This is a genomic window from Methylobacter marinus A45, from assembly GCF_000383855.1.
Classification (GTDB): domain Bacteria; phylum Pseudomonadota; class Gammaproteobacteria; order Methylococcales; family Methylomonadaceae; genus Methylobacter; species Methylobacter marinus.
Window position 1 is genome coordinate 584,282 of record NZ_KB912877.1, and the last position, 13,024, is coordinate 597,305.

At 51.9% G+C, this 13,024-nt stretch carries 15 protein-coding genes; 5 read left to right on the forward strand and 10 right to left on the reverse strand.

Translation table 11 applies throughout. The features are described from left to right. Positions 1-20 precede the first annotated feature (20 nt). Both METMA_RS0102540 and METMA_RS27685 read right to left on the reverse strand, forming a co-directional pair. Positions 21-836, reverse strand: a complete 816-nt coding sequence (locus tag METMA_RS0102540; RefSeq protein ID WP_020157496.1) for a peptidoglycan DD-metalloendopeptidase family protein — start codon at positions 834-836, stop codon at positions 21-23. A 3-nt stretch (positions 837-839) separates the two neighbouring features. Further along, positions 840-1,334, reverse strand: coding sequence for a DnaJ domain-containing protein (locus METMA_RS27685; protein ID WP_020157497.1), 495 nt, complete (start codon positions 1,332-1,334; stop codon positions 840-842). A 109-nt stretch (positions 1,335-1,443) separates the two neighbouring features. On the opposite strand from METMA_RS27685, the gene mobB reads away from it, so the two are divergent. Together mobB and moeA are read left to right on the forward strand one after the other, a co-directional pair. Further along, complete coding sequence (gene mobB, locus METMA_RS0102550; protein ID WP_020157498.1) at positions 1,444-1,971, forward strand: molybdopterin-guanine dinucleotide biosynthesis protein B; 528 nt, start codon at positions 1,444-1,446, stop codon at positions 1,969-1,971. Continuing rightward, positions 1,968-3,221, forward strand: coding sequence for a molybdopterin molybdotransferase MoeA (gene moeA / locus METMA_RS0102555; protein ID WP_020157499.1), 1,254 nt, complete (start codon positions 1,968-1,970; stop codon positions 3,219-3,221). The genes mobB and moeA overlap by 4 nt, the downstream gene beginning before the upstream one ends. On the opposite strand, the gene METMA_RS0102560 is transcribed toward moeA, so the two are convergent. Both METMA_RS0102560 and METMA_RS0102565 read right to left on the reverse strand, forming a co-directional pair. Next, entirely contained in the window at positions 3,218-3,541 is a 324-nt protein-coding gene (locus tag METMA_RS0102560) for a rhodanese-like domain-containing protein (protein WP_020157500.1), read from the reverse strand. The genes moeA and METMA_RS0102560 overlap by 4 nt on opposite strands. Before the next feature lie 2 nt (positions 3,542-3,543). Further along, entirely contained in the window at positions 3,544-4,710 is a 1,167-nt protein-coding gene (locus METMA_RS0102565) for a pyridoxal phosphate-dependent aminotransferase (protein WP_020157501.1), read from the reverse strand. Between the two features lie 112 nt (positions 4,711-4,822). Between METMA_RS0102565 and dksA the strand changes: the two genes are divergently transcribed. From dksA to acs, 3 genes are all read left to right on the forward strand, one after another. Next, complete coding sequence (dksA, locus tag METMA_RS0102570) at positions 4,823-5,257, forward strand: RNA polymerase-binding protein DksA (protein ID WP_020157502.1); 435 nt, start codon at positions 4,823-4,825, stop codon at positions 5,255-5,257. Continuing rightward, positions 5,254-6,162, forward strand: coding sequence for a tRNA glutamyl-Q(34) synthetase GluQRS (gene gluQRS / locus METMA_RS0102575; protein WP_020157503.1), 909 nt, complete (start codon positions 5,254-5,256; stop codon positions 6,160-6,162). Before dksA ends, gluQRS begins: the two co-directional genes overlap by 4 nt. Positions 6,163-6,227: 65 nt before the next feature. Continuing rightward, positions 6,228-8,165 (forward strand): acetate--CoA ligase, encoded by a 1,938-nt coding sequence (acs, locus tag METMA_RS0102580; RefSeq protein WP_020157504.1) that lies wholly within the window; start codon positions 6,228-6,230, stop codon positions 8,163-8,165. 60 nt (positions 8,166-8,225) lie between these two features. Here acs and METMA_RS0102585 read toward each other — a convergent pair whose 3' ends face one another. The 6 genes from METMA_RS0102585 to cydB all read right to left on the reverse strand — a co-directional run bounded on the left by METMA_RS0102585 (position 8,226) and on the right by cydB (position 13,002). Beyond that, positions 8,226-8,966, reverse strand: coding sequence for a hypothetical protein (locus tag METMA_RS0102585; RefSeq protein ID WP_020157505.1), 741 nt, complete (start codon positions 8,964-8,966; stop codon positions 8,226-8,228). Positions 8,967-9,043: 77 nt separating this feature from the next. Next, a complete protein-coding gene (locus METMA_RS0102590) occupies positions 9,044-10,519 on the reverse strand; it encodes a lipopolysaccharide biosynthesis protein (RefSeq protein ID WP_020157506.1) in 1,476 nt (491 codons plus the stop codon). Between the two features lie 446 nt (positions 10,520-10,965). Continuing rightward, complete coding sequence (locus tag METMA_RS0102595; RefSeq protein WP_020157507.1) at positions 10,966-11,196, reverse strand: ChaB family protein; 231 nt, start codon at positions 11,194-11,196, stop codon at positions 10,966-10,968. A gap of 49 nt (positions 11,197-11,245) precedes the next feature. Continuing rightward, positions 11,246-11,533 (reverse strand): sll1863 family stress response protein, encoded by a 288-nt coding sequence (locus tag METMA_RS0102600; protein ID WP_020157508.1) that lies wholly within the window; start codon positions 11,531-11,533, stop codon positions 11,246-11,248. A gap of 172 nt (positions 11,534-11,705) precedes the next feature. Next, the gene (gene cydX, locus METMA_RS26200; protein WP_020157509.1) at positions 11,706-11,849 is read right to left on the reverse strand and encodes a cytochrome bd-I oxidase subunit CydX; all 144 of its coding nucleotides are present in this window, start codon (positions 11,847-11,849) and stop codon (positions 11,706-11,708) included. A gap of 13 nt (positions 11,850-11,862) precedes the next feature. After that, positions 11,863-13,002 (reverse strand): cytochrome d ubiquinol oxidase subunit II, encoded by a 1,140-nt coding sequence (gene cydB, locus METMA_RS0102610; RefSeq protein WP_020157510.1) that lies wholly within the window; start codon positions 13,000-13,002, stop codon positions 11,863-11,865. Between the last annotated feature and the right edge of the window lie 22 nt (positions 13,003-13,024).

Below are 13,024 nucleotides of genomic sequence, written 5' to 3' on the forward strand. Positions count from 1 at the left end.
CGACCTAAGCCGAAGTACCATTATTTTTTTGGTAAATAATTTAATGGATTTACGGATTTTCCATTTTTTCTTATTTCAAAATGCAGCGAAGCTTGCTCGGCTCCGGTTTTTCCGACATAGGCGATAGCCTGGCCTTTTTTTATGGCTTGTCCTTCCGAAACCAGCAAACGGCTATTATTGGCATAAGCACTTAAGTACATTTCATTGTGCTTGATAATCAGTAGATTACCATAGCCAATCAGGCCCTTTCCGCTATACACAACTTTTCCAGCTTCGGCAGCACTGACTTTCTGTCCTGTTTTTCCATTGATATCAATTCCTTTGTTACCCGACTGAGTAAAGTTCCTTATGATCCTTCCCTCAATCGGCCACTGCCAGTTCAACTTTAACACTATTTTCTTATCGTTTGAAAAAATAGGCTTTTTTTGTGAACTACGTCCTGTTTTTTTGACAGGTTTCTTATTCGACACCTTTTCAACCGGCACCTTATCTACCTGATCGGAATTGAATAGCTTTAGTTTTTGGCCAACCAGTATGGTATAGGGCGGCACCAAGTAATTCCAGCGCGCCAGACGCTGATAGCCATGGCCGGAACGCAAGCCGATCGAATACAGCGTATCGCCCTTTTGTACCACATAGTAATTTGTGCCGGCGGGGATGGATTTTACCTTAGCTTTCGCCTCGGCCTTGCTTGCCGCGGACTTGGTCTGGTTTTCAGAAGAATCGATACCATGGGATTTAACCGGCGCAAAATTTTCATATTCCGAACAGGCGCTCAATAAAGACACCAGCATCAGTTTTACGATATGAATCGGCCGGGTACGACGGGAATGCATGCGTTATCGGGCCAGCAAAATCTTTTTTGCCTGGTTTATTTTCGCCGCCAGGTAATCGGAACCGCCCCGATCGGGGTGCAGTTTCTGCATCAATTTGCGGTGAGCGGCGATGATTTCCTGCTTGGAGGCCCCCATTTTCAGGCCCAGCACTTCATAGGCCTCCTCAATCGACATTCTCCCGGGAGCGCTTGAAGGCCGCTGGCGTTGCGATGTGCCTTGCCTGGCGGCATTAAACTCGGCCCATAGCCTGTGCAGTTGAGGGGCATAATGCAGCAGCACCGGCATCAACCTGAACATGAAGGCAATGGCGACGCCTAACAACGCAAAAAGCCAGGTTAAACGACCGGTCGCGCCTAAATAAAGCAAGAACATGCCGATAACGCCGAGAGCGGAAAGCTTAATGTAACGGGCTACTTGGGCGGGCGGCGTTTTTAAAAACTTACGCAGGACAAAAAATGAAATAATGATCAGCAATAAAACCAGATAAATTCGAATCAATGTTATCTCCGGGATTTATATCCGTTATCAAACCGCTATTTCTTAGTGGTTAAATGAATAATACCTTAGAATAGGCCTTCTCACGATAACAGCCTGACTATTTGATTTCATGCAGAATGCCAAAATTCCAATTCTAGGTTTCGCCGCTTTTAGCGGCACCGGCAAAACAACGTTACTGGCGCAATTGATCCCGATCCTTAAATTGCATGGCCTGCGCATAGGTTTAATCAAACACAGCCATCATAATTTTGAAATAGACAAACCGGGCAAGGACAGCTTCCGCTTGCGGGCAGCCGGCGCTTCGCCGGTCATGCTGATATCAAAGTCCCGACGCGCCATCATTACCGAAATCACGCCCGAGCAAGAACCACGGCTCGATGATCAGCTGAAAATATTTGATCAGTCCGGACTGGATCTCATTCTGGTTGAGGGCTTTAAGGCCGAAGCCTTTCCCAAAATTGAATTGCACCGCCCCGCGCTCAACAAACCGCTGCTTTATCCCGATGATCCGCACATCATCGCCATAGCCTCGGATTGCGCCCTGGAGACGCCGCCGCATCTGGCCCGGCTCGATATCAACCAGCCTGAAATGATTGCCGAGTTTATCCTGAACCAAGTCATGAGGAAAACCCCATGATTGACCCCTGCAGCGAAGACGCAACCTCTGTCCTCTCGCTCGAGGAAGCCCAGGCCAGAATTAAAGCCGCCCTGCTGCCTGTCGCCGGCACTGAAATAGTGGCGTTGAAAAGTGCCTTGGGCCGCGTGCTGGCGCAACCGGTATATTCTCCGGTCAATATACCGCATGATCGAAACGCTGCCATGGATGGCTACGCCCTGGCCGCCAGGGATATCGTGCCGGATCAGGCTTTTTCTCTGAATCTGGCGGGCACATCCTGGGCCGGAAGACCATTCCAGGGAAAGATGCAACCGGGCCAATGCATCCGGATCTTCACCGGCGCGATATTGCCGGAGCGAGCTGATACTGTCATTATGCAAGAGCACGTGCAAGCCGACGGACAAACCGTTCATTTTCCGGCACATGTACGTCCTTATCGGCATGTCCGTGAAATCGGCGAAGACATGCAGCAAGGTGCCTGCCTGATTTCGCCCCCCAAAAAACTGACTGCCGCGGATCTGGGATTGCTGGCCTCCGCCGGTATTCATGAGATTACCGTCAGGCGGCGCTTAAACATTGTTTTCTTTTCTACCGGCGATGAACTGGCGGCCATAGGACAGACGCTGAAACCCGGCAAAATATATGACAGCAACCGCTATATACTGAATGGCTTGTTGAGCGGTCCGGGCTATGGCATAACGGATAAAGGCGTGATAGCCGATGACCGTGACAAGCTGGAAAACAGCCTGATCGAGGCCGCCGAAAACCACGATGTCATCATTACCACAGGCGGCGCTTCGGTAGGCGAAGCCGATTTCATCAAAGATATATTGACAAGCCGCGGCCAGGTCAATTTCTGGAAAATTGCCATGAAGCCCGGAAAACCGCTGATATTCGGTACAATCGGCCACTGTTATGTATTCGGCCTGCCCGGCAACCCGGTCTCCGTCATCGCGACCTTTGACCAGCTAGTCAAGCCGGCACTTCAACAGTTGACCGGCGAACCTGTTGCAAAACCTTTGCGGTTAACGGCTATCTGCACCAGTCCGTTGAAAAAAACGCCAGGCAGGCAGGAGTTCCAGCGCGGCATACTGACGCAAAACGACAACGGGGAATTGTTTGTAAGCTCATCGGGCAAACAGGGCTCGCATCTGCTCGGATCAATCAGCCGGGCCAACTGCTATATCGTATTACCAGCCGACTGCACGGGCGTGGAAGCCGGCGCGCCAGTGGTCGTCGAACCGTTCAGTCTATTGCTACAGGACCGTTAATAGCGAGGCACCGAGCTGTCGCACTCGCGGGACCAGGCATCGATACCGCCTGTCAAATTGGAAATTTTTTCAAAGCCGCAATGGACCAGATAATTTGCGGCCTGCTGACTGCGCACACCGTGATGGCAAATCACAACAATATTTTGCTGCGGGTCTAACTCACCGATTCTTTGAGGAATTTGATTGAGCGGTATTAACACGCTCTTATCGATACGGGCATATTGAAATTCATTCGGCTCTCTGACATCCAGCAAAAATAAAGCCTCTTCATTTTGAATTTTATTGTTCAATTCTGTCGCTGAAATTTGTTTGACTGACATTGTTAACCTTTATTGATAAATCTTTCTAAACGCTGCATGGCGATAGCCATTCTATCTATGGAAGTCGTATAAGCAAAACGAATGTAATGATTTGATTCATATTCGCCAAAATCCTTGCCCGGTGTGACTGCCACGCCTTCGGCCTCCAGAAAATCCAGCGCGAATTGATAGCTGTCATCGGTAAATTTCGCACAATTGGCATACACATAAAAAGCCCCTTCCGGCTTGCTCGGGATATCAAAACCTATTTGCAATAGCGTGTCGTAAAGAAAATCGCGCCGGGCGGCAAACTCCGCCCGCCTGAGTTCAAGTTCGTCAAGCGTACGTTCGTCAAAAGCGGCCAGTGCGGCATATTGAGAATGCGTGGGAGTGGAAATAAAAATATTCTGCGCCAGTTTCTCCGTGGCTTCAACAAACTCATCAGGTACAACCATCCACCCGACCCGCCAGCCGGTCATACCAAAGTATTTGGAAAAACTGTTGATGACGAACACATCATCGTTGAATACCAGAGCCGTCGGCGCTCTGCTGCCATAAACCAGGCCATGATAAATTTCATCGGAGTAAAAACACCCGCCCAGCTGACCAACGGTTTGAATGGCTGAGTTCAATACCGCCGGGTCGATAACCGTGCCGGTTGGATTGGATGGCGAGGCAATCAACGCGCCCTTGGTCGCTTCCGTCCAGTTCTCTCTTATCAATTCAGCGGTTAGCTGATAACGGGTGGTCGAATCCACGGGCACGGCTCGGGTTTTGCCCTCAAACACCTTGACGAAATTACGGTTACAGGGATAACAAGGATCAGCCATCAGCAGTTCTTCGCCCGGATTCAAACTGGTGCCCAGCGCCAGTAGAAAAGCACCGGAAGCGCCGGGCGTGATAAAAATTCGCTCTGGCGCTACGGATACCCCGTAACGCAGCCGGTAAAAATCGGCTATTCTTTCGCGTAATTCAGGCAGGCCCGCTGCCGGCGTATACTTAATCTCCCCGGTCTGAATGTGTTTGACAGCAGCTTCAATGATAGTCCGCGGCGTAGTAAAATCGGGTTCGCCAATTTCCATATGAATGATATCCCTGCCTTCGCCTTCCATTTGCCTGGCGCGCCGCAACAATTCCATGACATAAAACGGAGAAATAGTCTGAATCCGCGCTGCCAGCCTTTTGCCCATAATCTTAACCACCCGTTAAAATGTTTAATATTGCTGATAATCCTTGCCATCTTATTATGATTCTGCTAAAAATGCGCAGTTTTTTATTTATCTTGTCTTTAGGAGTTAACGGATGACCGATAGTTCTAAAACTGATGCATCACCTTTCAGTTTTACGCCTTACAAAGAAAAAGAAGGCGAGGAGTACATGAATGAGGCTCAATTAAAACATTTTGAGACCATTCTAAGAAACTGGAAAGCTGAATTAATGCAGGAAGTGGATCGTACCGTACATCACATGCAAGACGATGCAGCTAATTTCCCTGATCCTAATGACCGGGCCACCCAGGAGTCGGAATTCAGTCTGGAATTAAGAACCCGCGACCGCGAACGGAAACTGATCAAGAAAATTGATGAATCCCTGAAAGATATTGAATCAGGTGATTACGGTTATTGCGAATCGTGCGGCATCGAAATCGGCGTACGCCGCTTGGAAGCCAGGCCGACGGCTACCCTGTGCATAGACTGCAAAACCCTGGACGAAATTCGGGAAAAACAGATGGGGTGAGCCTGTCTCAGGACAAACAACCCTATATCGGCCGGTTTGCGCCTTCACCTACCGGCCCCCTTCATTTTGGATCTCTATATACGGCCCTGGCCGGTTTTCTTCAAGCCCGCTCGCAACAGGGAAAATGGCTGTTGCGCATCGACGATCTCGACACGCCGCGAAATGCCCAGGGTTCGATAGACCATATCCTGAAAACGCTGGAGATTTTCGGCCTGCATTGGGATGACACCGTTTACTATCAAAGCCAGCACCTCGACGTTTACAAAGATACGCTCCATGAGCTGATGGAAAACCGGCTTGTTTACGCCTGCACCTGCAGCCGAAAAACGCTGGCCGAAGCCAATCCGGCCCAGACGCGGCCCGATATTTATCCCGGCATCTGCCGGGATAAAATGCCTCCGCCGCGCACACCGCATTCCTTGCGCATCAAAACCGACAATCGCATCATTTCGTTTCAGGATGAGTTGCAAGGCCTGATCTCGCAAAACCTGGCCGATCAGCATGGCGATTTCATCCTGAAAAGAAAAGACGGCATTATCGCCTACCAGTTTGCTGTCGTGATTGACGATTGCAGGCAATACATCAATCACATCGTACGCGGCTTTGATCTGCTCGACTCGACGCCCAAGCAAATCTATCTGCAACAGCAGTTGGGACTGCCCTCCCTTCAATACATGCATGTACCGATCATTATCGATACCCAGGGCTATAAACTCAGCAAGCAAACCCTGGCTCAAGCAGTTGATTTAAAGGCTCCGCACAAACTGATTTTTGAGCTGTTGACTTTACTAAAGCAACAGCCCCCGGACGAGCTTAAGGGCGTCGAAGCCATCGAACTTCTTGACTGGGCCATAGCGCATTGGGACCCAACCCCTCTGGAGAAATTACGTGCAATCAGCCGATGAATTAATTAAGGTACTTCATTCCCCACACACCAGTCGCCACTCGTTTGCCGGATAAGGATTAAAACATGACAGACGTTAAAATTTACGACATAAAACCGGAAATCGCCGCTCGCGCCCATATCTCCGCCGAAACGTACAAAACGCTTTATCAACGCTCTATTGATGACCCCGAAGCCTTCTGGGCCGAGCAGGCAGAGCTGTTTCTGGACTGGAATCAGCGCTGGGATAAGGTCATGGAATGCAATTATCTTAAAGGCTATATACGCTGGTTCGAAGGTGGAAAGCTCAACGTCAGCGTCAACTGCCTGGACCGCCACCTGCCGACGCGCGGAGATCAGACAGCCATTATCTGGGAAGGCGACGATCCGGCTCAGGATAAAAAAATCACTTACCGCGAGCTTCATGAGCAGGTCTGTAAATTTGCCAATGTTTTAAAAGCGCAAGGCGTCAAGAAAGGTGACCGCATCTGCATTTATCTACCCATGATCGCCGAGGCGGCCACCGTCATGCTGGCTTGTACGCGCATCGGCGCCGTGCATTCGATCGTGTTCGGCGGTTTTTCCGCCGATGCGTTGCGAGACCGCATACTCGATGCGGATTGCCAATACCTGGTCTGCGCCGACGAAGGCAACCGCGGCGGCAAGGCCACACCTCTGAAAGTCAATGTCGATAACGCAGCCGCGCATTGCCCCGGGCTTAAAAAAGTCATCGTCATCAAGAATACCGGCGCCGCCATAGACTGGCATGAACACCGCGACCTCTGGTATCACGAAGCCATGGCCGAGGCGTCACCCGAATGCCCGGCCGAATCCATGGACGCGGAAGATCCGCTGTTCATCCTGTACACCTCAGGCTCCACCGGCAAGCCTAAAGGCGTTCTGCATACGACCGGCGGTTACCTGCTGTATGCGGCCATGACCCACAAATATGTTTTCGATTACCAGGACGGCGATATTTACTGGTGCACGGCCGACATAGGCTGGGTAACCGGCCACTCCTACAGCATATACGGCCCTTTATGCAATGGCGCCACGACGCTGCTGTTCGAAGGCGTGCCGACGTATCCGGAAGCCGACCGCTTCTGGCGCGTCGTCGACAAGCATCAGGTCAGTATCTTCTATACCGCGCCGACCGCTATCCGCGCCCTGATGGCGCAGGGCGACGATTTTGTCACACGCACCGACCGCGGCAGCCTCAGAATTCTCGGCAGCGTCGGCGAACCGATCAATCCGGAAGCCTGGGAATGGTTCTATCACGTGGTCGGCAATGGCCGGTGCCCAATCATGGATACCTGGTGGCAAACCGAAACCGGGGGCATCATGATCACACCCCTGCCCGGCGCCATCGCACTAAAACCGGGCTCCGCCACTTTGCCGTTTTTCGGCGTCAAGCCCGAGATTCTGGATAATGAAGGCCGCCTGCAGGAAGGCGTCTCCGAAGGCATTCTGGTCATCAGCCGCTCATGGCCCGGCCAGGCCCGGACGATTTACGGCGATCATCAACGTTTTATCGATACCTATTTTAAAAATTATCCCGGCTATTACTTTGCCGGCGACGGCGCTCGCCGCGACCAGGACGGCTATTACTGGATTACCGGCCGCGTCGACGACGTCATCAATGTCTCCGGTCACCGGATGGGCACGGCGGAAATCGAAAGCGCGCTGGTGCTGCACGAAGACGTCGCCGAAGCGGCCGTGGTCGGTTATCCGCACGATATCAAGGGCCAGGGCATTTATGCTTATGTGACGTTAAATGTCGGCGTGGAACCAACGGAAGAACTCAGACAGGAACTGATCGAATTGGTCAGACAGGAAATCGGCGCCATTGCCCATCCTGATGTGATTCAATGGGCGCCGGGACTGCCGAAAACGCGTTCGGGCAAGATCATGCGCCGCATTTTACGCAAAGTGGCCTCTAACGACATCAGCAGCCTGGGCGATACGTCAACGCTGGCCGACCCCTCCGTCGTTACCGACATTATCGATCATCGGGCCAATAAATAAGACCGGCACCGATGGAAAACACACGAGCCATTAGCAGAAACGCATGTTGCAGCGAAGTGTTTATTGTTCAAACAACGGAATGGTCACGACTTGCATGTCCTTTCCGAACATGACGCCCAGGCGCAATGCCTTGGCCGACCGGGCTTCATCGCGGCCCGGAAAAAACAAATAACCGTAGGCCAGCTCGCCGGGCGATACGCGTTCGGTCCGCAGGGAATAGCGTGCCAGATCATTGAGAATTTGCTGGCCGTATTCGTCATGCGTAGTGGCTCCGCCGTACAACGCGCCGGCCGCGGCTCCTGCCATGGCGCCCTTGCCGGTCGTATCGCCGATATTGCTGCCGCTAATGATGCCGATTGCCAGTCCTGCCAGCGCGCCGGCCGCGCCCATCAAGACCGACGGTCTTATAGTACCCTTCAAGGTTTCGCCAAACTCTACATCCTCGCTAACCCGCCGGTAGGCCTGATCGATCGTCAACAACGGCCATGCCTGGCCCAGATTATCGATCAGAAAAGTTTGCTGCGGTTGTAAATTGACTTCTTCCCTGCTTTGGTTATCGATGACCAGACGGACGGGCAGCAAGCCCATCCCTCTGACGTCATACCCGAATACCGATTTAGCCTTTTTTTCATCGACATAGGAGGTTGCCGCAATCCTGGCGCCTCTGATATTGATATGGCCGACGGAAGCCGATGGCAAGAGCACAGGCGATACTCGTTCTTTATACGTGCTGCAGCCGGCCAGCAAACAGCCGGCCAATAACGCCAAAAGTCCGTAATTCCGAATTCCACGATAAGCCATGCCATCCCCTTCTTGCCAACAAACCGCAAACCAGCCGTTTACAATTTACGACACCGCTTTTGGTCGGAGGTTCTATTTCAAGCAGGCCTGACCGCTATCCGGCGCCCTTCAAAAAGCACGACGCTTAAAATATAAACCAGCATCAATCCTATGCCGGACAGCCATGCCGGCTGACCGGCATTGACCGGCAACCGGTCATGCGCCAGATACAGGGCAATGCCGAGGCCGGCATAGCCGATCACGCGCTTGACATCATAAGCCACCGGATAATATTTCCTGCCCAACAGATAAGAGATAACGACCATCATGCCATAACAGGCCAGAGTCGCCCATGCCGACCCCACATAACCCAGAGTCGGAATCCACCAGACGTTAAGCACGACCGTCAAGGCCGCGCCGGCAAACGAGACAAAAGCCCCCATCACGGTGCGATCAGTCAACTTGTACCAGATCGACAGATTGACATAAATGCCCAGGCACAGATTGGCCAGCAACAGAATCGGCACGACATCGAGCCCGGCGCGAAACTCCTCGCCGATAAAATATTTAAAGAAATCGATAAACAGCGTCACCATCAGAAAAATGAACACGCAGAAAATCACAAAAAACTTGAGCACATCGGCATAGACCTTGCGCGCATCCTTATTGTCCGCATAGGCGAAGAAAAACGGTTCGGCAGCATAACGGAAAGCCTGAATGAACAATGACATCAGAACAGAGAGCTTGTAGCAGGCGCTGTAAATGCCGAGCATTTTCAAATTAGTGACTTCGTCATAGGGCAGCAGGTATTTGAGCAGGGCGCGATCAAGCATTTCATTGACAATACCGGCGAAGCCAATCACGACCATCGGCAGCGAATAGCGCAGCATGCGCTTAAACAATTGCCAATCGAAGCCCCAGGCCAGTCCTTTCAGCTGCGGCGTCAACAGTAAAAACTTAAACAGGCTGGCCAGTAAATTGGCAATGAAGATATATCCTATGCCGACAGCCGGATCGTAAACCCGCCCTATCCAGGATTCGGGATTCTGTTCGAGCGCCTTGGGGCAATAAACGATGAAAAACAGGCTTAGCAAGATCGTTATCATGATCTCGATCACCTTGATGCTGGCGAAACGCAGCGCCTTGTTCTCGGCCCGCAATCGGGCGAACGGAATAGCCGTCATCGCATCCAGCGTCAGTATAGTCGCAAACCACAGCACGTACTCCGGATGATCGGCATAATGCAGTGCCGCCGACAGCGGAGCATTGAGCCACCGAATCAGCAGAAAAAAGCCCAGATTGACCAGGACGACAAAAATCAGCGCCGTTGAATAAGCCACATCGCGGCCGGGCGATTCCTTGTCGCGGAAACGAAAAAAGCCTGTTTCGAACCCGAACAGCAACAGCACGGAAAAAAATCCCGCATAGGCGTAAAACTCCGACACCACACCATATTCCGCCGCCGAAAAATAATAGGTGTACAGCGGCACCAGCAAATAGTTGAGAAAGCGCCCGAAAATACTGCTCAAGCCATAGATTGCGGTTTGGGATGCCAGTTTTCTTATAATGCCCATTTGATCCTGTTGATCGATTAAAGAAATATTCGCAGGGAACGCGAGCCGACTGAGCCGCTCCGGAATCTAAGGAACGGGAATGAAATAAGACCCGCAAATGAGGCAGGATTTCTGTTCATATTCAAGGCGCGCAAACAGGCGCATGGCAAGCCATGTAACTGTTTGCGCAACGCCGAAGAGGGACGGAAAGACAAGTCATTTGCGGGAATTATAAAATTCACGTTCCTAAGATGCCAACGCGGTTGCGGTTAGCCAGCTCGGCATTATATAACCGATAGGATGCCGGTGAGATTTTTTATGGTTTACTGTGCCGGGCAATCAGAAAAAATGAAAGTGCCTGTCAATGCCTGATTTTGATGAGGTCCGGCGGTAAAAGGCAAAAAAGAGAAAACTGAATTGATGTGTCGTTTGAAGCGATTGTTGTTTGCGTATAGGTTTTGACGAGGCTAATCCTCTTTTTCGACCCACTCATCGCCGCGCTTTTCGTATTTGTTTTTGACGGCCGCCCAAGCCACTTTATGGGCAACGGTCTCCCGGTCATCATCACCGTAACGGTCCTCGGGATCCTTATACTCGTCCCAAGCATTGTTATAGGCCGCCAGATAGATCTCCTGGCCATGCGTGGGCAAATGATTCCTGACATTGTCCGGCAAATCACTTAAACGCTTGTAAGGCATGTTCTCCTCCCGAATCAAGAATTCGATGATAAATTCCGGCCACCGCTCCTTATTTAAACCTGGTCGTCGCCAGATTTACCGATTCGCCCAGACTATTCGAAGCGGCTTCGACATCAGCCTTTAAATTTTCCCAGGCTTCATCGCCGGCCTGCCGGAGCTCCTCCAGCTTGCTCCATGCGCTCTGCTGCTTTTGCCGTAACTCATCAATGTGCTTGTCATATTCAGCTTTGACATCGGCTTCGGCCTGATCCGCCCTGACTTTCAGCTGATCAATCGCGGCATTCCATTCATCCAGCTGTGTTTGCAATTTATGCACGTAGACTTCCCGCTGCTTCATGTTGGTCTCCTGCCATGGGTTAATCAGGATTTAGCAATAACCGTCGTCAAACCGTTGTCTCTAATCCATGACAAAATGACTTACGCCCGACCCGAGAAGTTCCTTGGAAGCCATTGGCCGTTTTCTGGTTTCGGACATAAAAAAAGGGCCAGGTCCGGCCCTTTATATTCGGTTACGCATCGTTTTTATGCGGCGTGTCGCAAGTCGGATCAATACCCTGGTTATCGATATCGCAGTTCGATTCCAGCCACATGGCATTAATGATGGCGAAAGTGGCCGCGAAACCGACGCCCAGTATCCAGGTGAAGTACCACATTTGTATCTCCCAATTAATAAAGTGTGTGTGAATCTTTCAGCACGCCGGCTTCAGTGACGCTGCCCCAAATCACCTTGTAAACCCAACGCGTATAAAGCAGCACAATCGGCAAAAACACCACGGTAATCCAGAACCCCAGCAATAATGTGGCATGGCTGGCGCTGGCATCCCATAAGGTCAGGCTGGAACGCGGATCCGTGGTAGAAATCAGCAGAAACGGGAACAGTCCAAACCCCACCGTCAACAATACGCCGGCGATGCCGAGGCTGCTCATCAGAAAAGCTCCGGCCGTGGATCGCCCTTTGCCCAGCAGCCAGGCCAGGACCAGTCCAGCAAACCCCAGCATGGGCGCCAGCAGCATCCAGGGTTCGGCAAGAAAATGACTCAGCCAGCCGGCGCCGGCCGCGACAACGGTCTTGTTGAGCGGATTTGAAGCCGCGGACGTGCCCGCCATGTGCGTAATTTCAGGACGGTCGACTGCCGTCAACATCCATGACATCGCCATTGCCAGGCTGACCAGCAGCAATGGGCCGAGCACGGCCACGGCCGTTCTGGCACGGTTATGGATGACACCTTCCGTGCGCCATTTCAGAAACAGCGCGCCATGAAATGTCGTGGCCAGCAAGCCGACCACTCCGCATAGCAAGGCGAACGGACTTAACAAGTCCCAGAACGAGCCGTCGTAAAAAGCGCGCAAATCCTGATCGAGGTGGAACGGCAGACCCAGCAGCAAATTGCCGATCAAAACGCCCAACAGCACCGGCGGCAGCGTTCCGCCGATAAACAGCCCCCAATCCCAGGCGTTGCGCCAGACCGGATTCTCGATTTTGCCGCGATAATCAAAGCCTGCCGGCCTGAAGAACAAGGAAAACAATACCAGCAGCATCGCAACATACAGCCCCGAGAACAGCGTCGCATACACGGCGGGCCAGATCGCGAAGATAGCCCCGCCCAGCAGCACCAGCCAAACCTGATTGCCTTCCCAGGTGGCGCCTACCGTATTAATGATAACGCGGCGCTCGACATCGCTCTTGCCCAGCAGCGGCAGTAACGTACAAACGCCGAAATCGAAGCCTTCGGTCAGCGCAAAGGCGATGGCGACGACACCGATAAACAGCCACCAGATCAGGCGGATGGTTTCATAATCGAACATAATGTGACCCTTATTGAATGAT